Raw genomic sequence first — 20,843 nt, 5'->3', positions numbered from 1 at the left:
TCCTCCCTTAATTTCCTTTAAAAACCGCCAGTACCGTTTGGCGTTCATTCCAAGTCATGGGCGGCTGTTCATGCGGCAGTTCCACCATGTCGATGGCGCCGTCTTCAGGACAGACGATAGAGCAAAGATTGCATCCGACACAATCGTCTTCCCGCACCTGTAAGTAACGGTTGCCGTCCGGATCGGTCAGCATGTCAATGCACTGATGTGAGGTATCTTCACAAGCAATATGGCATTTGTTGCAGTTGATGCATACATCCTGGTTGATGCGGGCGACAATCCTGTAATTCAGATCAAGGTTGCCCCAATCCGAATAGCGTTCCACCGACTTGCCGATCAGATCCTGAACAGATGCAATGCCCTTATCATCCAAATAGTTGTTCAAACCGTCGATCATATCTTCCACTATGCTGAATCCATGGTGCATGGCGGCGGTACATACCTGTACACCGCCTGCGCCCATCAGCATAAACTCAACGGCATCCTTCCAGGTGGAAATACCGCCAATTCCTGAAATAGGCACATTAATTAGCGGGTTTCTTGCACATTCTGCCACCATGTTCAGCGCAATTGGCTTAACAGCCGGACCACAATAGCCTCCGTGAGCGCCTTTTCCGGCCACATGCGGAATGGTATTCCATGTATCAATATCCACGCCAGCCAGGCTGTTGATCGTATTGATCATGCTGATGGCGTCTGCGCCTCCCTGAACGGCAGCACGCGCCGTTACGGTAATATCGGTGATATTTGGTGTCAGCTTAACAATAACGGGTGTCCGTGCGGCTTCCTTTGCCCACATGGTCTGGGCTTCCACAAGGTCCGGCTGCTGACCGGAAGCAGCGCCCATTCCCCGTTCCGCCATTCCGTGGGGACATCCGAAGTTTAACTCAAGCCCATCAACACCCACATCTTCCACTCGTTTGACAATTTCATGCCACTTTTCCCGTTGGGGCTCTACCATGAGCGAAGCAATAATGGCGTGGTTTGGAAACCTTTTTTTCGTTTCATAGATTTCCTTTAAATTGACTTCAAGCGGACGATCGGTAATCAGCTCAATGTTGTTGAACCCGGCTACTTTTTTACCGTTAAAACTGACAGCCGCAAAGCGGGCCGTTGTATTGATGATCGGTTCCCCCAGCGTCTTCCATACGGCGCCTCCCCAGCCTGCTTCAAACGCACGCTGAACCTGATAGCCGGAATTGGTTGGCGGTGCAGAAGCGAGCCAAAAAGGGTTTGGTGACTCTATGCCTGCAAGGTTGATTCGAAGATCTGCCATACTATGAACCTCCTCATTTGAATGGTTAGGCTGTTTCGATCATTGAGTTTCTTAGTTTCTGATGGACCGCATAAGCCGCAGTCTTGCCTTGCTGAGCCGCTGTCACCACCATTGCTTCTCCTTGACCGTCACCAAAAATGACATCTCCGGCTGCAAAAATCTTTTCATTGGACGTTTGATACGTTTCCAAATCCACTTTTACGACGCCCCATTGATGTTGAAGGCCAAAAGCCTCCACAAGGGCGGTATGGCGGGTTTGTCCAATCGCTTTAATAACGGCATCCACTTCAAGCAGAAATTCGGATCCTTCTACCGGCACAGGCCTTCTTCGTCCGTCCGGCCCGGGTTCACCAAGCTCCATCCGAATGCATTCGAGCTGTTTCACAACGCCGTTTTCATCCCCAACAATGCGCACCGGGGCTGTCAGCCAGCGGAACTCAACATTATCCTGTTTGGCAAATTCGTATTCAAAATCATACGCCGTCATTTCCTCCTTTGTACGGCGGTAGAGAATTTTTACGTTCTCAGCCCCAAGGCGGACGGAACAGGTAGCGGCATCAATCGCCGTATTTCCCGCTCCAATGACAGCAACCCGCTTTCCGACATACTGATGAGTCAGCTCTTTTGTTTTTGTTTCTTCAACAAACCGGATGGCGTCATGCACTCCATCGAGCTCTTCTCCTTCAATTTTCAGCATCGGCACTTTGGACATCCCAACCGCGAGGATGACCGCATCATAGGCTTCCAAAATCTCGGCCGGATCAATGTCTCTTCCAACTTTTGTGCTGGTCTTGATTTCAACACCCAGTTCCTCGACCTGCTTTACTTCCCATAGCGAAATACGCTCTGGAAGTCGGAAAGACACAATGCCATAGGTATTGAGCCCGCCGGCCCGTTCCTTTGCTTCAAAAATGGTAACTTCATAGCCGAAGCGCGCCAGCTCCCGAGCTGCCGACAAGCCCGCCGGTCCGCCTCCCACCACGGCCACTTTCAAACCGTTCTTTTGGCCGCGTTCAAACAGGGCCTGTTCATTTTTGATGGCCCAGTCGGTCGCGAAGCGCTGCAAATCGCCGATCATGATCGGCTTTGTGGAATGGTTCAGCACGCATGCGCCTTCACAAAGCTCTTCTGTCGGGCAGACACGTGCGCAGCTTGCCCCCACAGGATTGGATTCCATGATGGTGCGCGCTGAGCCTTTTAAATTGCCGGATGCGATTTTCTTAATAAAAGAAGGGATGTTAATGCCCGTCGGGCACGCCTGAATACAAGGAGCATCGTAACAGTATAAACATCGGTTTGATTCATCCCTTGCGTCTGCGGGACTTAATCCTGACTTTACTTCATCGAAATTCCGCTGCAGATCCTCCAGCGAAATAAACACCTGGCTTCCGTTATTCATCAACTTCGCCTCCCGTGATCTTTTGATTTATGGTAAAAGCTCAGTCATTTCCTGATACGTTTCCGGACGTCTGTCTCTGAAAAACTGCCATGTATTTCTTACTTCGCGGATCAATTCACGGTCCATGGTTCCAATGACCACTTCATCCTGGTCCCGGCTTCCGATCGCCACAAAACTTCCTCTTGGATCACAAAGGTAGGATTGTCCATAAAATTCTCCAAGGTTCCATGGTCCTTCCATTCCGACGCGGTTGATCGCACCGATATAATAGCCATTAGCCACGGCATGGGCAGGCTGTTCCAGTTTCCACAGATATTCAGAGAGACCAGCGACCGTGGCCGAAGGGTTAAAAACAATTTCTGCGCCATTCAGACCAAGCAATCTGGCGCCTTCAGGAAAATGCCGGTCGTAACAGATGTAAACTCCAACCTTCGCAAAAGCGGTATCAAATACGGGATAACCGAGGTTGCCCGGCTTGAAGTAATATTTCTCCCAAAAGCCGTTTCCGCTATCTCCAACATTAACTTGAGGAATATGATGCTTACGGTATTTTCCAAGATAGGAGCCATCTGCATCAATGACAGCAGCCGTATTGTAGTAAGTAGCGATGCCTTCCCGTTCATAGATCGGCAGAACGATGACAATGCCCAATTCTCTGGCTAATGCCTGAAACCTGCTGGTCGTGGGACCGTTCGGAATTTCTTCTGCGGCGTCATACCATTTGGCATTTTGTTCCGTACAAAAATAAGGACCATAGAAAATCTCCTGCAAACAGACGATCTGTGCTCCTTTTTCAGCTGCATGTCGAATCAGTTTGATATGCTTCTCAATTGCCATTTCTTTGTGAACCGCTACTGATTCACTTCCTTCTGCTTCATTGGAAGCCTGGATGAGACCAATCGTAACCAAGTTTGACATCATATCTCCCCTTTTATTTATTTAATTGTTTGATAAGGCATGAAACGTTGGTGTCGGAAGGCTTGTGGTGTGGAAACGGAAAGGCGGTATGGATTCTTCAAAAATTTCTTGCTTAAACTATTCTCCAAAGATGGTATGTACTCTTTTTAAAATTCTGAATATTTTAACTATACCTGTTTTTATTCCATTTTTCATTATACAATTTGTTAAATAAATACCCCATATTCATGGACACTATGTAAAATACATACGACAGGTTGGAGCCATCGCCAGGGTATATGCCAATGGCTCCGTTTCTTTATAATGCCGCTAGGACTTCTTTTACCGTTTTACCAAGAATCTCGAGGTCTTCATCATTGATATTGAGTGGCGGAGCAAGTGTCAGAACATTATTGTATCCGGCAACTGTATCACCATTTTTGCCAATCAATACGCCTTTTTCTTTGCAGGCCGCAATTACCCCATTGACCTGCTTGGCATCCAGCGGAGTTTTGGATTGCTTATCCTCTACCAGCTCAATACCGATCAGAAGGCCTTTTCCACGCACGTTGCCGACTAAAGGATGATCTTCAAGTTCACTAAGCTGCTGCATTAGCTTTTCGCCCTGACTCTTCGAATGGTCCACGAGATTTTCATTTTCCATAATTTCAAGGTTTTTCAATGCCACAGCACAGCTGGCGGGATTCCCGCCGAATGTGTTCACATGGCGAAAATGATCATATTCCTCTTCTCCTTTAAACGCTTCATAGATTTCACGTTTAACGGCAGTGGCCGACAGAGGAAGATAGGAACTTGTAATCCCTTTGGCCATGGTCACAATGTCAGGCTGCACATCATAATTCATGAATCCAAATCGTTTTCCGGTTCGCCCGAACCCATTGATCACCTCATCGGAAATGAGAAGGGCTCCATGTTTCTTGCAAATTTCTGCTACCCGGCCCATATAGCTGTCGGAGGGGATTAGGACACCTCCCCCAGTTATGATGGGCTCCATGATGACACCGGCAATCGTTTCTGAAAGTTCCCAGGTCATCACGCGGTCAATCTCGCCCGCACACTCTTCACTGAAGGTTTCCGGTGTATGATAATCCGGATGCCGGTAGCTGTCCGGAGGAGTAACATGCAGAAATCCTTGTGCCAGGGGTTCGTATTTGTATTTCCGCTGCGCCTGTCCTGTTGCGGCCAGAGCGCCCATCGAGTTTCCGTGATAGCCCCTGTAACGGGCAATAAATTTATGCCGGCCATGCTCTCCTTTTTGCTGATGATATTGCCGCGCAATTTTAAAGGCAGCTTCATTCGCTTCTGAACCGCTGTTTGAAAAGAAGATCACGTAATCTCCGCCCAGCCACTCATTCAGCTTTTCTCCCAGTTCAACTGCCGGCTGGTGGCTCTGCGTTAAAGGATAGTAAGGGAGTTCTTGTAATTGGTCGTAGGCGGCTTGTGCCAGCTCCTGCCTGCCATACCCGACATTGACGGACCAAAGCCCCGCCATCCCGTCCAGATACTTTCTCCCCTCCTGATCTGTGATCCATGAACCGCTTGCCGATTTCACTACCATCGTGGAAGGATGATAGCGCTTCATGGAATGCCATATATATTTTTCATCCTTTTGCTGCAGCACATCTTTTTGCTCAGTTTGCATCATATATTCTCCTCTCTGTTAGACAAAACGGGATGTGATCATCTTTTTGCGTGTGTAAAAGTTCAATCCGTCTTTTCCGTTCGCATGAAGATCGCCGTAAAAGGAATCCTTTGCCCCTGAAAACGGGAAAAATGCCATTGGAGCAGGTACACCCACATTGACGCCAAGCATGCCGGGTTCTGCTTCTTCCCTGAATTGGCGGACCGCTTTTGCATCCTGAGTGTAAAGGGTTGCTGAATTTCCGAATCGGGATGTATTTACAATCTCCAGCGCTTCGTCCAGATCATCCGCACGCAAAATGCTGAGAACCGGCGCGAACAGTTCTTCACGGGCAATTGTCATATCAGGAGTGACCTGATCAAAAATCGTGGCGCCAAGGAAGGTTCCATCCTGATGGCGTTCCATGTCCTCTCTTCCATCCCGTACCAAAACTGCCCCTTCTTCCTGTCCCTTTTGAATCAAACAAAGCACCTTTTCCCGGTGGCTTTGGCGGATGACCGGCGTCAAAAGGACTTCATCATCCAGTCCTGATCCCATTTTCATGTGATCTGCCTTTTCTTTTAATGCTTCAACAAATGAATCCTGGTGGCCAACCAAAACGACGGCACTGCACGCCATACAACGTTGTCCTGCACTTCCAAAAGAAGAACTGAGCACGTTTTGCACGGCTTTTTCGAGTTCAGCATCCGGCATCACTATATGGTGGTTTTTCGCTCCGGATAGCGCCTGCACCCGCTTGCCCTGGGCTGCAGCTTTTTCATACACATATTTGGCTACTGGCTGGGAACCGACAAATGAGATCGCTTTCACTTCATTGTGCTCGATCAATCCATTGACCACATCATGAGCACCATGAACGATATTGAAAACGCCTTGGGGCAATCCGGCTTCATGAAGCAGTTCTGCAAGTCGGTTGGCTAGAATCGGCGTGCGTTCCGATGGCTTCAGCACGAATGTATTACCACATACAATTGCCAGGGGAAACATCCAGCAAGGAACCATCATCGGAAAGTTGAAAGGCGTAATTCCGCCCACCACACCAAGCGGATAACGGAACATTTCAGAATCTATGTCTTCAGCGATACTTGAAAGAGAATCTCCCATCATGAGGGATGGGGCTCCGCAGGCAAATTCGACGCATTCGATTCCCCGCAGGACTTCACCGTACGCTTCCTTGTAACTTTTCCCATTTTCTTTAACGACAAGCTGTGCGAGACTTTCATGGTTTTCGGTGAGAAGCTGTTGATACTTAAACAGGATCCGTGCCCGTTTGGGAACAGGAACTTTGCGCCACGTTTTAAATGCTGCTTTTGCGGCTTTGACCGCTAGGTCCACTTCTTCCTTCGTTGAAATGGGAACACTCGCCAGCACAATTCCTGTTGCAGGATCGGGAACTTCAAGAAAATCGGTTGCCTTGGAATCGATCCACTGTCCATTGACAAAGTTCTTCAGCGTTTGCACCGTATTCGTTGTTACAGCCATCATCTCACTCCTTATTTTTTAAAAATTCTAAACTTTCCAACTCCAACTCTATTATATCGATAGTATGGTGTTGTTTCATTAGACAAAGTGTAAAATGATGGGTGGATATTGCTATACATTATGGTAAATTAAAAAAACCGGCTCATCGCCGGTCTTCTACTCCAGTTCCAAATATTCATGGGCCATGGCCGCAAATTCAATGGCCTGCCTCTTTCCAGGCTGCATAAAGTCGCTTCCAAGTAAATCTTCCAGCTGCTTTATTCGATGATAAAGGGTCTGTCTGACAATAAAAAGGTGTCCTGCTGTTTCCTGTTTGGATCCGTTGCACATAAGGTAAAATTTTAAGGTTTTTAGCAGTCGGGTTTGATACCTGGCATCATGATCAATAACCGGTTGTAAATAGTCGTTCACAAAATCATGAAGCTCGTCCCTTTCCCGGATCATGGAAATAAGCCTATACATGTGCAATTCATCGTAAAGAGGACTTATTTTTCCTTCGGCTAGCTTTCTATGCAGGCGCAGTGCCTTCTGAGCGGTATCATAGCTTTTATTCATGCCGTTCAGCTGACTGACGAGTTTGCCCGCTGTCATATGCACAGCAGGCAGTTTTTGATTCTGTCTTGCTTGCCTGATTCCTTGAAGAAGCCTTTCTTTCATCGTTGGTTTTTCTTTAAGGTTGATCATGATGAAAATAAGCTGCTCCCTTTTGGAATAAGGAAGAATATAAAATCCAAGTGGTTCAAACGCTGACCGAACAATAATTTGTATGTAGGGGTACTGATTTTCAGAAAGCCCGGCCTCCCATTGCTGCAGCTCTACACAAAATACCGCTGCTCCCTGATGTTTACCTTTCATCCCCAATAAGGAAAGATGTTTTTCAATCTCGTCTTCGCGGTGCCTTCCTTCCAGCCATTCCTGCATCCAGCTGTTCTCTTCTGCCCTCCTTTTTTCTGCCGCATACATTTCACGCAGCAGCTGGTTGGCCAGCGCGGTGGCCGTTCGGTCAGCAAGGAGAACATCAAGCTCTGTAAAGGGTCGATTTTCGGAGAAAAGAATCAGCTCGGCCAGCTGGTGGTCGAGCGCCTGTATCGGCTGCCTGATCTGCTTGCCTTCCTCCTTGTTTGATTTAATCTTGTGAAAAAACTCATTTTTCTCTTGTTCCTGAAGAACAGGAACGCACAATTCTTTTTGCTGGCCGCACTTAAAGATCACCTGTGATTTCACCGTTTCATGGAGATGATTCAAAATCAAGGCTTGAGGATCAGAGCCAAGCAGAAGCCTGTTCAGTTCTTGAGAAAAGGCTTCGAGTTCTGATATCATTTGAAAATGCTGCTGAATCAGGTAGGTGTGAAGATCTTGTGTAATGTCGATAAAGCGTACTTCTTCCTGAAATACGATGATCGGAAATCCATGTTTGTCAGCCAGGTCCATCACTTTAGCCGGTACTTCCTTCAAATGAGTCCCCAGTTCAATACATAATCCCGAAACATTATGTTCGATCAGTTCTTGCACCAATGACAAAAAGGCAGCTTCATCATTTTTCCATGCCATTCCTGTTGACAGAATCAATTCATTTCCATTCAAGAGATTGCCAATCTGTGTCACTTCCATCACATGAACCCATTTAATCAGCCGGTTTAATCCATTTTCTCCGGCAATCACAATGGCTTTTTCAAACATTTCTCTGTTTAAGACATCAGAAACTGTGATTTTTAGATGTAGAACGATAGTGGCACCTCATTCCTGGATCAATATTTATACTATCCACTCTTTTAGTCTACAATAAATCCTCTTTTATTTCGCTATTAATCATTGGTATTGCCATTGTCATCAACCTGATCATTATCAAATGTCCGTGTTTCACTGTAATACGTATGGGTAGCAATATTATTTCCGGTGTTGCCAAATCCTGAGCCGGTATACGATTTCTCGCTTCGTTTTGGCTGAATCACTTTGGCATCACCAAAATTTAATACTGAGCTTTGATGGATTTTTTTAATATCAATCGATCCCACAGTCGCACTCATGTCAAACGCCCCCTTGATTTTGTAGGATATCTTATGTAGGTAATGGTGGAAACTCCACAACAAATTAAAACCATGGCCCCAATGAATATGAGCCATGGTTTTATCTTAATGATATGTTTACGGAATGGCGTAAATTTCAACCGTAAATTCCTGGCCACCTGTATTTTCCGGATTGGCGATGTAAAGGTCTTTCATTTTTTTGATATCTGTTTTTGATTTTTCAGATAAATCATTAAAAATAGTTTCATCGATGCCAAAACTGTCATCATGCATCACATCGAATTTGGCGCCGGCTGGCCCTGAAGTAATCCTCCATTCGAGCTTGTTAGCATATGCAGGGATATCACCAATCTCAAAGTTATCGCTGGATCGATGGTCCTGTCCGGGTTTGGGGGTTCCATAAGACGAGATGGTCGCCACTTTGACCGGTGCTTTTACTTGCACGTTAAACGCATCCCTGTCCAGAATGCGGTCATAGGCATACCAGGCACCCAGCCACCTTCCTGCCGCATTATTGGATTCCTTAGAAATCAGGCGGACAGAGAACCAATCCTGTCCGTTCATAGCTGAACCTTCCCACGTCGACGCGAATGGAAACTCATCGCATTCCTTTCCGGTCCGGTCTTCATCCTTAAATTCCTTATTGCAGACAGCGCGGGTTTTGTTTCTGTTTTTTGCATATTCATCCGGATGTCTTTTCGTATACATGCGAGTAAGCGGCATTTTCCCAACGGCACCTGGTATTTTCTTGCCCAGCACATACGGCTTTGTCTCCTCGGGATGATCCATGGCGAATTTCCAATGTTCTCCCGCTTCTTTCAGAGGAGTGAATGCCGGATCTGTAATCGGAACATTCAGGATGGGATCTGCCCGGCTGAAAATCGCTCCCTGCCAAAAATGCTGATCCGGGAAGGCAAACATATACTTTGCAGAATCAAAGCGGACGCGCTGTTTGATTCCTTCAATTGTTTTCGTAAATTTTTTGGGTGCATGTTTAATGGTCAGCTTGGGAGAGAAATCCATATACCCCACCTGATCGGGATTGATGTCGCTTGGGGATGGAGCATCAGATAGAAAGGTTTTCAAACCATAGTTGACATTTTTCCATTGCGCAATGGTACGTTCGACTGGTGGTGTATCCGGATCGGGCTTACAGTCTCCCGGATTTATCTTCGCCTCGCAGTCAAAATCAATTTTTAATTTGGCTCCGTTCAATGATGGGTTGGTCACAAAAATATCGTCAATGCTGTAATAAATCCTCATCTTTCGGCTTTGATTGGAACCGAATCCAATCTCGGTAAACTGGATTTGCACTCCATCATAGGAGCAAATACCAAAACGGCATGACCGCGGCACCTGATAGGTAGCCACATGGGACCAGCAGAACGAATAGCGATTTTTAATATAGCCTGTACTTGATCCGCTGTCAGGGCTCCGCCGGCACTCCTCAACCGTGTTGATATGATCATAGTTGAAGGGTGGGGGTTCCCAGCCAAGCGCTGTAAATACCGGTGGACCCATTGGTGATTCATATGAAGTACTTGCATTCCTGTCTTCTGTCTGGATTTCATTCAAGCTTTTTTGTCCTTCGTCGCTCTTTTGTTGCACCTGTTTCTCGCCGTATTTTTCAAGTGATTTACCTTTTTTCAGTTGCTGTTCCGCTTTTTCAGCCTGGTCGTTACTGATCCAATACCCTCCTCCTTTATCGTTTGCTTGTGCATTTGCTGCAGGTGAAGCTATCCCAGTGATCAAAAATATCAAGAGAACAGCAGAAACGGGAAGCCTGATCAATCTGGCCATTGCTTTACCTCCTCTTTTATTTTGATTTGGAATAAGAGGTGCCAAAAGATGATGATTCCTATGCATTTTTGCCTAACAGTACCCTTTAATCCCCCTCCAAATCGCTGTCATATTACTATAAAAATGTAACTCTTTACAATACTTCCCATAGAAAACCCTTCCAACCTCCTATTCGTATAATGATACAACCATTCTCATTAGGCATATGGAAGAACGACCAATGGCATAAAAAAAAGCATCTTTCCCTTTTCAGGAAAAATGCATTTTAACCTTTATTAATTGATCCAGGATCCTACGATAGGATACTGAAAATGACGGTCGTTCAATGCCCGGACGATACCCATTATTGGTGCAATAATAGCCATCAGCACGAAGATGATCAGGAATGGAATCCCAACGAGCACCCAGGACAGGAACGCAGATATACCAATTAATATTCCAATCACAAAGTGAAAGATCAATGCTTGAAGAGCCAGGCTTTTCACTTCGCGGTCGGCAATGAGCAAGTAAATGATAAGCGGCACCACAATCGGCGCAAACCAGGTGCTCGCATGAATTAAAATACGCAATCCTTTATTTTCCATATATTACCATACTCTCCTTGACTTTCATACTTTGTATACTCATATCATATACAAGTTATGAAGTCTTGTAACTGAACCTGAGGCTGAAATTTGCTACGCCTTAAGGCTTAGAAAATCCTCAGGAATCGATAGACCCCTGTAAAACCCCTCGCCACAGGATAAGCTGTTCTTCCCCTTTTTTCTGCGATAGCAGGCGGTCAGCCAGTTGGGTTCCTTCTTCAATGGTAGGTGTATGGCCCAACAAATAGAAACGCAGCCCTGCGTTCAGTACCACTTGGTTCCGGTATGGCAACAAAGCATCCGATTGCTCTCCTGCCAGGAGCTGTGTCATCAAACCTGCTTGTTCATCTGCACTCAGCACTTCTTTGTTGAGTTCTTTTTCATGCTTCAAACCGTAATCTGACGGGTCAATAATGATGGACTCGCTTGATTCCGTGCTGATGTTATAAATAAAGCTGCTTCGATGAACAGGCAGATCCTCTGAACCTTCCACTCCTTGAACGATATAAGCTCTTTCATAGTTTAATTGTTGAAGACTCGGAACAATTTTATTTACCGCTGTTCGGTGAAAAACACCGAGAATGATGGAATTCGCCCCTGACATGTCCAAGAGCTTTTCCACGGTATTCATGATGGTCCGAACACCCAATTCCTCACGGATTTTTCGTAAGTCAGCCAGCGGAGGGCAAAGCTTGTCCGTCCATGCAAAACCAATATTCACAGCTTCGAGCGCTGTTAGAACTTCACCTTTTGTCTGTGCAACAGGAACGGAAAGCTTTTCCAGTATCGTTTTTAGCGAAGTCCCGTTTTTGGGAGGAAGTGATTCGCTGGCATGCAAAAATACAGGAAGCCCCTGTTGTGACAGTAAAATATTGACGGGTATCGTAGCCGCAAACGAGTTGCGGCCGTTATACGGACCTCCGCAATCCAGTATGCCTCCTGCGGCTCTGGGCTCCTCAAGCCGCTGAGTATGTCTCCTGAATTCATGAATGAAAGCCAGCAGCTCATCCGGACTCTCGGTTTTTATCCGTTCCGCCATTAAAAAAGCGGCCATTTGTGCTTCAGTGGCTTCACCTGAAGTAATACACTTTGCTGCTTCGAGTGCTTCCTCATAGGAAAGGTCTTTCGCTCCTCTTTTTCCCCGTCCTACTTCTTTGATCCATTTTTGCATGGCACGCGCCACCTCTCTTCTCAATTTATTTTAGAATTATCTCATTTCTTTCAAAGATAGGGCAACCGTTTCTTTTAAAGAATAACGGTCATACAGTATAATTCGCTTTATATGTTAACCCTAATAATTATTAAGTTGACATTAGAAATAAGAATCCCTTACCATAAAGTTGTTATAATAAAATGAACATAAGGAGACAACCAGATGAAAGTGATTGAAATTACTTATGTAGCATTATTTGCAGCAGTTATGGGAGTACTCGGGCTGGTTCCGCCAATTATGCTTTCTTTTACACCAGTCCCTATTACACTCCAGACATTTGGTGTTATTCTTGCAGGAGGTTTACTCGGTGCAAGATTAGGAGCAACCAGTCAAATTCTCTTCCTGGTGATAGTCGCTGCCGGGCTGCCACTTCTTTCTGGAGGCAGAGGGGGCTTAAGTGTATTTGCAGGACCGAGTGCAGGTTATTTAATTTCATATCCGATTACTGCCTTTTGTATCGGATATCTATTATCCCGTTTACAGCCATTAAAAGTACAACATATTATTTTCATTAATTTAACAGTTGGAATTCTGCTCATCTATGCCATTGGAATTCCCGTTCAAGCCTTCATGATGGATATACCGGTTTTGGCTGCTGTAAAGTTAAGCCTCGTTTATATACCTGGGGATGTAATAAAAGCAGTCCTTGCGTCGCTTTTAGTCTACAAAATTAGAAAAAACCCTTTTTTCTCCCGCTCATTGGCAACAAGTTATATCCATCATGCTTCTAAAAATAGTTAACTACCAGAGACACGTATTGTGTCTCTTTTTTGAAAGGACAGTGCATTGTGCGATTCATTACAGAAACCTATGACTCTTTCGCAAAATTATCCCCCGACCAAACGGCAATTCATACCACTAACCAACAAATCAGTTATAAAAAATGGAACGTGTTAATTAATCAGACGGCCAACTGGCTGCATGCCCTTCCCTCAGAAACCAAAACCATCGGCATCCTGCTGCCAAATGACATCCCTTTTTTACAAATGTTCCTCGGAGCTTGCAGGGCCGGCTGGATTGCTGTTCCTTATGATTTAAAATGGAATCTAACAGAACTAAAACAACGAATTCATCTTTCAAGCCCTTCTCTCATTGTAACCACACGAGAGATATACTCAAAAATAAAACATCAGATACCAAATGTGACGGTGCTGCAAGATTGCTTACACAACATCTCTCAATGTAGCACCTCCTTTGAATGGGAGCCAGAAGATGACCTTCCGTTTTATATTGGTTTTACATCCGGAACCACCGGAAGCCCCAAAGCCTTTATTCGCTCTCAGGAATCGTGGAGCGCCAGCTTTGATTGCAATCGCATTGATTTTGAATTAAATAAAACCGATCATGTACTTATTCCTGGCGCCTTAATCCATTCTCATTTTCTGTATGGGGCTGTAAGCACACTATACTTGGGCGGGACAGTTTATTTATTAGAAAAGTTCTCCACTGCAAAGGTTTTATCATGGACAAACAACTTTCCCATTACAGCCGTCTATGTCGTTCCAACGATGATTGAAGGATTATTGAAAGAAACGATATCTATCAATAAACCGCTAAAAGTCATCTCATCCGGAGCCAAATGGAATGAAAGATCCAAAATCCAATTCAGGCAAAGGTTTCCTGAACTGTCTCTGTATGAATTTTATGGAGCCAGTGAACTGAGCTTTATTTCAGTGCTTTCCGAAAAAGAAGGAATGCAGAAGGATCGAACAGTAGGAAAACCTTGTTACGGAGTCGAAGTCCAAGTGCGTGATGAGGATCAGGAAATTGTAAAACCATATTCCACCGGGAAAATATACGTCAGAAGCAATTATATGATAGCAGGGTACTTTGATCAAGAAGGAGTCATTCAAACTATTAAGGATGATGAGGGATGGGCTACAGTCCATGATATGGGCTATATTGACGAGGATGGTTTTTTATACATCACAGGTCGTGAACAAAACATGATTCTATATGGTGGAATCAATATTTTTCCTGAGGAAATTGAAAAGGTTATTTCCGTTCATCCGAATGTTGAAGAAGTAGCAATCATTGGTTTATCCGATTCTTATTGGGGCCAGGTGACTGCAGCTGTAATTAAAGGAAAAAATAATCTGACAGAAATGCAGTTAAAGAGGTTTTGCAAAAAGCACTTGTCCTCTTACAAGATTCCGAGAAAATGGTTCTTTCTAAATGAAATGCCGTATACAACCAGCGGAAAGATCGCTCGCGCAGACCTTGTGAAACAGATTGAAAGTCAGGTGAGCCATCATTAAAAGAGCGGTTATTGTAAGAGCTATTCGGACTCCGATCGGAAAAGCAGGTGGAATCTTTAAGGACATTCCCATACATGAGCTTACGGCTCCCGTTCTAAAATATACAGCGGCTGGGGTCGAGGAAAAAATCGATGATCTTATTTTGGGAAATGTCGTCGGGCCGGGTGGAAATGTAGCCAGGGTTTCCGCATTAGAAGCTGGACTTCCCCTCTCACTTACCGGTCTCACCATTGACCGCCAATGCAGTGCGGGACTGGAAGCCATTCGACTGGCTTCGTACCTGATCCAAGGAGGTGCTGGACAGTGTTACATTGCAGGTGGTGCAGAAAGCTCCAGCACCTCCACCTACTCTGCCAGAGCCAGATTCGCCCCCGATCACATTGGTGATCCCGATATGGGTGCTGCCGCAGAAAACGTGGCGGAAAAATACGATATTTCAAAAGAAGTTCAAGATGAATATGCGCTATTGAGTTATAAAAGAAGCTGGGAATCTTTTGATAAAGGATATTTGGATCAAGAGATCATTCCGGTCGGCACAATCAGCCAGGACGAACAGTTTCTCAAAAAAAGAAAGATGGAGCTTCTCGTACAGAGGGCGAAGCCTCTATTTAAAAAGGACGGTACGGTTACAGCCGCTAACAGCTGCGGGATCCATGACGGAGCGGCTGCTGTCCTTATTATGGAAGAAAACACAGCAAAAAAGAACGGGTTGCAGCCTGTTTTACGATTTATGGATAGTGAGGTGGCTGGTATTCATCCAAAGTACCCCGGTGCAGCACCCATCCCTGCGATTAGGTCTTTATTACAGAGAAACAAGTTAACCATTTCAGACATCGATTTAATTGAAATCAATGAAGCTTTTGCCTCCAAAATCGTCGCTTGCTCAAAGGAACTGACCATTCCTTATGAAAAATTAAATGTTCGAGGCGGAGCATTATCTCTCGGACACCCTTATGGTGCATCCGGCAGTATTATGATGACCCGGCTTTTCCATGAAGTTCAAAGAAGAAAAAACGTTAACTATGTACTGGCAGCGATCGGGAGTGGCGGAGGTATCGGCGTGGCTATCCTATTAGAGGTGGTAACATGAAGACAGAAGACCATGAAATTACGTTCAGTCACGAAAAGGTTCAAGAGTTTGTTCAGCTTATGGGGGACCGAAACCCAATCTACCAGAGTATCCATAAGGCAAAAGAATATGGATTTAAAACAATACCTCTGCCCCCGGCTATGCCAAACATAGCCTATCAGTGGATTGAAATTCCATGGAATCTGCAAGACCCTGTTATCCATCGAAAACAGAAATGCGTTCTGCATCAAAGGATGTTTATTGAAGAACGTTATCGTGCAGTGATAAAAGTTACAGATCAATATGAACGCCATAACCATTTTTTTATCCAACAAACTCTCTACCTTTACGACGGAAATGGACTACTATGCTTTGAAGGTATATCTGATTTGGTAGCGGGGGAGTTATCATGAGTGTACTCACCTTTCAAATAACTGAAAAAGATGTTGAACAATATGCTGTCATTTCAGGAGATAATAATCCCATTCATCTGGATATCGATGCAGCAAAACAGCATGGGTTTACTGATAAAGTCGCTCACGGGATGTTAACCATTTCCAAAGTACTCGGCGTGCTTTCCAATGAAGTTCTTTCACCCTGCGATGTTATAACAGACTATAATTTCAGCTTTTCAGCTCCAGTTTTTACAGGGAATCAAATAACGCTCCACATCAACCAAACCGAGAACAGCATCAATGTTTCAGGAGAATGTGAAGACAAGAAAGTCATAAAAGGATCAGTATTTCTTCTATAAAAATGCCTGTTTCCCCACTAAGAAGGTGGAGATGCAATATTCTTTTCATTTCCCTGTTTTATCAATATCTAAAACCAAGAGACTTTTTTAAGTCTCTTGGCTTTTATGAAATCCAAATTATAATTCTCATTCCTCACAGCATACCAAGCGCTTTCTTGGTCGCCGGACCTACAAGGCCATCCACCTTCAGCTTCTTCACCTTTTGGAACTTGCGAACCGCAGAATCTGTATTTTTGCCAAAGACGCCATCGATTCCTTTGGTGCTGTAGCCCTTTTGTGTTAAGAGCTTTTGCAATTCCTTCACTGCCTCGCCCTTGCTTCCCTTTTTTAAGGTGCCGGTGGAATAGGCCGGCAGTGATGACCCCTTTCCTTTCAAGCCATAGGCCGATGCGATGGAATCATACGATTTGCTTGAGCTCACAATGACTACAGGTGTATTCACTTTTACTCTCGTAAACAGCCATTGCACCTCATTATTGTACATACGGATGCAGCCTGCACTTGCATAGGTGCCAATTGACTTAGCATTGTTGTTTCCATGGATGGCATAAGTGGTGCCCCATGTTCCCCTGGCGTTCAATCCGAGCCACCGGTTTCCGAGTGGATTTCTGGGATCTCCCCCTGGAATGTGGCCACTGTAATAGGGCCGGTTTACAATTTTGTTTACAACTTTGAACTTTCCTTCCGGTGTGTAAGATTTTTGTCTTCCGGTCGCCACTTTAAATACACTTTTGAGCCGGGTATTTTCATAGTACGCCAATTCATTTTTCGATTTATTGATGATAATGAATTGGCTGGCGGCTGCTGCCTTGGCCGGGTGGGCAAAGAACAGAAGAAAGCTAAACGTTAACAAAAGCACGACAAATTTTTTCATGGATTCCCTTCCTTACATAAGATTTGCTGTTTGTTGCCAAACAATAAATCATATGCATCATCCACTGGAATAGATTACAAATTTTACAAAAAGATGTCGTTTGCGTTAAAATTCTGCTTTTCGTTTATCTATGCTTTTTTCTAAAGAATCCTTTTCATTTTGTTCAAATTCATTGATAATATAGAGAATATCAACTTACAAAGGCAACTATGAGCTTCGAAAGGAGTAACCAATGAGCACATATACGACAAAGGAAAATGGTATTTTTCCTTCTGTATGCCCGCTTGACTGTCCCGACCAATGTGGTCTGCTTCTTCATAAAAAAGACGGAAAAATCATAAAAGTACAAGGAGATCCGGACCATCCTGTCACACAGGGCAAGATCTGCAATAAAGTAAGGAATATGCCTGAGAGGCTGTATGATCCGAAGCGGCTGACAACTCCACTTAAGAGAATTGGCCCGAAAGGAAGCCTGGAATTTGAACCGGTCAGCTGGGATGAGGCGGTTGATACGATTACGTCCAAATGGAAAGAGCTTGTAGCTTTCGAAGGGCCTGAGAGCATTCTCCCCTACAGCTTTTATGGAAACATGGGGATTTTAAGTGCCGAGGGGATGGACCGGCGTTTTTTCCATCGGCTTGGTGCGAGCCGGCTTGATCAAACCATTTGTTCTGTAGCCGGATCGGTTGGTTACCGTTACACAATGGGCGGTGGTTTCGGCATTGACCCTATGGACACCGTCCATGCCAAGCTGTTTATTTTTTGGGGAATCAATGCCGTCAGCACGAATATGCATCAGGTGGCACTCGCCCAAAAAGCAAGGAAAAACGGAGCAAAAATTATCGTGATTGATGTTCACAAAAACCGGACGGGTATTCTTGCTGACTGGTTTATTCCAATCCTTCCTGGAACAGACAGTGCGCTGGCCCTTGGCATCATGAACTTTCTTTTTGAAAACAACATGGCCGATATGGATTTCTTAAAAGAGTTTTCCACAGGTTATGAAGAATTGATCGAACATGTTAAGCAATATGACCTGCATACTGTAGCTGCCATTACAGGCGTTTCTGCAGATGATCTGAAAAAGCTCGCACTTGAGTATGGAACGGTCTCTCCTTCGTTCATCCGGATCGGAAATGGCCTGCAGCATCATGACAACGGCGGAATGGCTGTACGCACCATTGCCTGCCTGCCTGCCGTAACCGGGCAATGGCTAAAAAAAGGCGGCGGTGCCATTAAATCCAATTCCAGCTATCTGTCCCATAACACAGCTGCTGTGCAGCGTCCGGACCTTTTGAAGAACAAAAATACCCGGATCATTAACATGAATCAAATCGGCAGTGCGCTTCTGGAAGCGGAACCGCGCATCTCGTCATTGTATGTGTATAACAGCAATCCGGTGGTTGTGGCACCTGAAGGAAACAAGGTAAGAAAAGGATTCGAGCGGGAGGATCTGTTTACAGTGGTTCACGATCTCTTTCTGACCGAAACCGCTGCCTATGCAGACATTGTGCTGCCTGCCACCTCTTCATTTGAAAATACCGATTTTTACACCTCCTACTGGCATAAACACGCTCATTTGCAAGAGCCGGTCATAATGCCGTATGGAGAAAGCAAGTCAAATCCCGACGTGTTTCGTCTCCTTGCTGAAGCCATGGGGTTTGATGATCAAGCATTTAAAGATTCAGACGAAGAAATGATCGAACAGGCTTTTGAACACCCGGCCAATCCTTATGTGGAGGATATTAGCCTGCGGACACTAAAAAAAAGAAAGTTTGTTAAATCCAAGAATATCCCGCTGTTCTCGCGAAAGCTTTCCACCCCAAGCGGTAAAATTGAATTGTATTCCAAACAGATGGAACGCGAGGGCTATCCACCGCTACCGACCTATATTCCGCTGCCGGAAGACGGAGATCATCCCTTTCTGTTTGTGCCGGGGCCGAATCACAACTTTTTAAATTCAACCTTTAGTAATAACGATAAGCATATCCAGCTGGAAAAAGAGCCGAAAGTCCATCTGAATGCCCGTGATGCCGTTGAATTGGGCGTAGAAAATGGAGACTTGATCCGTATCTGGAACGACCGTGGGGAATGTCAGCTTCATGCTGCAGTTGGAGAAAATGTTTTGCCAGGCGTAGCGGTAACGATGGGGCTATGGGCAGACCTGCCTGGAACCAAACAGCTGGTCAATTCCCTGACCCCAGACCGGATCGCCGATATGGGAGGGGGAGCCACCTTCTTTTCGGGCAGAATCAGTATCGAAAAAATTTCTCTCGGGAGGATATCATGTACCAAAGCAGGATCCGGCCAAAAAATGATGACCGAAAAAATGTAAACACCACACTCAGCCAGTCCCTCTACAAAGAAATTAAGTCCCTGGCTGCCAGACTTGACCGTCCGGCCAACGATTTGCTCGAAGAAGGCATGCGGCATGTGATTGAAAGATATAAAAAGAAACGCACATAATTAATCAAAAAGGATGTACATTCCGGTATGGGGTGTACATCCTTTTTAACATTCTGGCCAATACTGGTAAACCGTCAAATTAATTTTACCCTCAGGACTCACTGCAATCCCTTCACTTTCCAAAGACAGTTTTTGGACCGCAAACATCTCTTCATCCTTGAACCCAATCTCACCCTTCGCATTGATGACACGGTGCCACGGAAGCTGATGTTTTTTGCTCATGGAATGAAGAACCCGGACGACCTGCCTTGCTCCCCTTGGACTGCCAGCGAGCTTTGCAATCTGGCCATACGTCATTACCTTGCCTTTTGGAATACTTTTTATAACACTTACTACCTCATCAGTAAACTTCATCATTTTCCCCTACATCCTTTTTTCTATAGTGTACATGAAAAACCGGCACAGCTGACCCTAGCTGTACCGGTTAAATTAATCTTATTTTTGTCCATTACTTAAATTTGGCGTCCGCCCAGTCTGCATGATCCCAGGTTTCCGTCACCGGTATCATTCCTCCCTATTAATGAAATTTCCAGGATCAAGCTTTTAATATAAATCAAACATGTTGATGTCATACCCCTGTTCTTTCATGTAGTTAAACAGCTGGGCGCGGTGGTGCTGGGCATGGGTCACAATTTCAATCAGCCATTTCGCCTGGGCCGTCCCATGATCCAAGTAGAAGGCCTTTGTTTCTTTATGCAAAAAATCTTCATCTCCAAGGCTTTCCATATAGCGCGTGACCTCAAGCAGTCCTTCTTTCATTAATCCCGTCCACTGCGCCGGATCATGTTCCTTGGACAGGCTTGCTTCAAGTTCCCGAATGTCTTCCTCAGGTTTCTCCTGGAGGATCAGGAGATCGGTGGACGGAACCGAAACCAGATGCAGCACCACTTCATGCAAGGAACGCATATTTTCACGGGGCCTGTAGTCCAGATGGTTGGGGGATATCTTTTCGATCAGGTTTGAGGAGGTTCTGACGATCAGTTCAAGTTCTTTCAGTAGAAGTTCTTTCATTTCTTTTGTTCCACTCAATTGTCTCACTCACTTTCCAAAAATATTGAATCAATCGTTGTCATGGTCTTCC

At 45.1% G+C, this 20,843-nt stretch carries 20 protein-coding genes; 7 read left to right on the top strand and 13 right to left on the bottom strand.

The window, feature by feature from the left end; genetic code table 11:
- Positions 1 to 7: 7 nt before the first annotated feature.
- The 10 genes from preA to DMO16_RS03425 form a co-directional block, all read right to left on the bottom strand.
- On the bottom strand, positions 8 to 1,276 hold the full coding sequence (preA, locus tag DMO16_RS03470; RefSeq protein WP_129475360.1) for an NAD-dependent dihydropyrimidine dehydrogenase subunit PreA: 1,269 nt from the start codon (positions 1,274 to 1,276) through the stop codon (positions 8 to 10).
- Between the two features lie 25 nt (positions 1,277 to 1,301).
- On the bottom strand, positions 1,302 to 2,675 hold the full coding sequence (locus DMO16_RS03465) for an NAD(P)-dependent oxidoreductase (protein WP_061970428.1): 1,374 nt from the start codon (positions 2,673 to 2,675) through the stop codon (positions 1,302 to 1,304).
- 27 nt (positions 2,676 to 2,702) lie between these two features.
- Positions 2,703 to 3,593 (bottom strand): nitrilase-related carbon-nitrogen hydrolase, encoded by an 891-nt coding sequence (locus DMO16_RS03460; RefSeq protein WP_129475358.1) that lies wholly within the window; start codon positions 3,591 to 3,593, stop codon positions 2,703 to 2,705.
- Between the two features lie 298 nt (positions 3,594 to 3,891).
- A complete protein-coding gene (locus DMO16_RS03455) occupies positions 3,892 to 5,238 on the bottom strand; it encodes an aspartate aminotransferase family protein (RefSeq protein ID WP_129475356.1) in 1,347 nt (448 codons plus the stop codon).
- 15 nt (positions 5,239 to 5,253) lie between these two features.
- Positions 5,254 to 6,717, bottom strand: coding sequence for a CoA-acylating methylmalonate-semialdehyde dehydrogenase (locus DMO16_RS03450; RefSeq protein WP_129475354.1), 1,464 nt, complete (start codon positions 6,715 to 6,717; stop codon positions 5,254 to 5,256).
- 156 nt (positions 6,718 to 6,873) lie between these two features.
- Positions 6,874 to 8,427: a PucR family transcriptional regulator gene (locus DMO16_RS03445; RefSeq protein ID WP_276203852.1), complete on the bottom strand. Its 1,554-nt coding sequence runs from the start codon at positions 8,425 to 8,427 to the stop codon at positions 6,874 to 6,876.
- Between the two features lie 95 nt (positions 8,428 to 8,522).
- Entirely contained in the window at positions 8,523 to 8,744 is a 222-nt protein-coding gene (locus DMO16_RS03440; protein ID WP_061970440.1) for a spore germination protein, read from the bottom strand.
- 117 nt (positions 8,745 to 8,861) lie between these two features.
- Positions 8,862 to 10,544: a NucA/NucB deoxyribonuclease domain-containing protein gene (locus DMO16_RS03435; protein ID WP_164988841.1), complete on the bottom strand. Its 1,683-nt coding sequence runs from the start codon at positions 10,542 to 10,544 to the stop codon at positions 8,862 to 8,864.
- 275 nt (positions 10,545 to 10,819) lie between these two features.
- Complete coding sequence (locus DMO16_RS03430; RefSeq protein ID WP_129475350.1) at positions 10,820 to 11,128, bottom strand: DUF4870 domain-containing protein; 309 nt, start codon at positions 11,126 to 11,128, stop codon at positions 10,820 to 10,822.
- 118 nt (positions 11,129 to 11,246) lie between these two features.
- A complete protein-coding gene (locus DMO16_RS03425) occupies positions 11,247 to 12,299 on the bottom strand; it encodes an anthranilate phosphoribosyltransferase (protein ID WP_129475348.1) in 1,053 nt (350 codons plus the stop codon).
- 204 nt (positions 12,300 to 12,503) lie between these two features.
- Here DMO16_RS03425 and DMO16_RS03420 point away from each other — a divergent pair, with 204 nt between their 5' ends.
- The 5 genes from DMO16_RS03420 to DMO16_RS03400 are packed head-to-tail and all read left to right on the top strand — an operon-like array spanning position 12,504 to position 16,422.
- Positions 12,504 to 13,082 carry a biotin transporter BioY gene (locus DMO16_RS03420; protein ID WP_129475346.1) on the top strand — a complete coding sequence of 193 codons (579 nt, stop codon included), beginning with the start codon at positions 12,504 to 12,506 and terminating at the stop codon, positions 13,080 to 13,082.
- A 47-nt stretch (positions 13,083 to 13,129) separates the two neighbouring features.
- Positions 13,130 to 14,599, top strand: coding sequence for an AMP-binding protein (locus DMO16_RS03415; RefSeq protein ID WP_129475344.1), 1,470 nt, complete (start codon positions 13,130 to 13,132; stop codon positions 14,597 to 14,599).
- Entirely contained in the window at positions 14,595 to 15,689 is a 1,095-nt protein-coding gene (locus DMO16_RS03410; protein ID WP_129475342.1) for an acetyl-CoA C-acyltransferase, read from the top strand. Before DMO16_RS03415 ends, DMO16_RS03410 begins: the two co-directional genes overlap by 5 nt.
- Entirely contained in the window at positions 15,686 to 16,081 is a 396-nt protein-coding gene (locus tag DMO16_RS03405) for an FAS1-like dehydratase domain-containing protein (protein ID WP_129475340.1), read from the top strand. Before DMO16_RS03410 ends, DMO16_RS03405 begins: the two co-directional genes overlap by 4 nt.
- Entirely contained in the window at positions 16,078 to 16,422 is a 345-nt protein-coding gene (locus DMO16_RS03400; RefSeq protein ID WP_129475338.1) for a MaoC/PaaZ C-terminal domain-containing protein, read from the top strand. The genes DMO16_RS03405 and DMO16_RS03400 overlap by 4 nt, the downstream gene beginning before the upstream one ends.
- Positions 16,423 to 16,555: 133 nt before the next feature.
- Here the strand turns inward: DMO16_RS03400 and DMO16_RS03395 are convergent, their stop codons facing one another.
- Positions 16,556 to 17,296: a L,D-transpeptidase family protein gene (locus tag DMO16_RS03395; protein ID WP_061970469.1), complete on the bottom strand. Its 741-nt coding sequence runs from the start codon at positions 17,294 to 17,296 to the stop codon at positions 16,556 to 16,558.
- 232 nt (positions 17,297 to 17,528) lie between these two features.
- On the opposite strand from DMO16_RS03395, the gene DMO16_RS03390 reads away from it, so the two are divergent.
- Both DMO16_RS03390 and DMO16_RS03385 read left to right on the top strand, forming a co-directional pair.
- Positions 17,529 to 19,631: a molybdopterin oxidoreductase family protein gene (locus DMO16_RS03390; RefSeq protein ID WP_129475336.1), complete on the top strand. Its 2,103-nt coding sequence runs from the start codon at positions 17,529 to 17,531 to the stop codon at positions 19,629 to 19,631.
- The gene (locus tag DMO16_RS03385) at positions 19,583 to 19,762 is read left to right on the top strand and encodes a hypothetical protein (protein ID WP_129475334.1); all 180 of its coding nucleotides are present in this window, start codon (positions 19,583 to 19,585) and stop codon (positions 19,760 to 19,762) included. The genes DMO16_RS03390 and DMO16_RS03385 overlap by 49 nt, the downstream gene beginning before the upstream one ends.
- Before the next feature lie 45 nt (positions 19,763 to 19,807).
- Here the strand turns inward: DMO16_RS03385 and DMO16_RS03380 are convergent, their stop codons facing one another.
- Both DMO16_RS03380 and DMO16_RS03375 read right to left on the bottom strand, forming a co-directional pair.
- Positions 19,808 to 20,116: an MGMT family protein gene (locus DMO16_RS03380; protein ID WP_061971659.1), complete on the bottom strand. Its 309-nt coding sequence runs from the start codon at positions 20,114 to 20,116 to the stop codon at positions 19,808 to 19,810.
- Positions 20,117 to 20,305: 189 nt separating this feature from the next.
- On the bottom strand, positions 20,306 to 20,773 hold the full coding sequence (locus tag DMO16_RS03375; RefSeq protein WP_241840427.1) for a DinB family protein: 468 nt from the start codon (positions 20,771 to 20,773) through the stop codon (positions 20,306 to 20,308).
- Positions 20,774 to 20,843: the final 70 nt, after the last annotated feature.

Source organism: Fictibacillus sp. S7 (genome assembly GCF_004127935.1).
In the GTDB taxonomy this organism is placed as follows: domain Bacteria; phylum Bacillota; class Bacilli; order Bacillales; family Fictibacillaceae; genus Fictibacillus_C; species Fictibacillus_C enclensis.
Note: the sequence above shows the minus strand (reverse complement) of the source record. Positions and strands in the feature narration are given on the sequence as shown.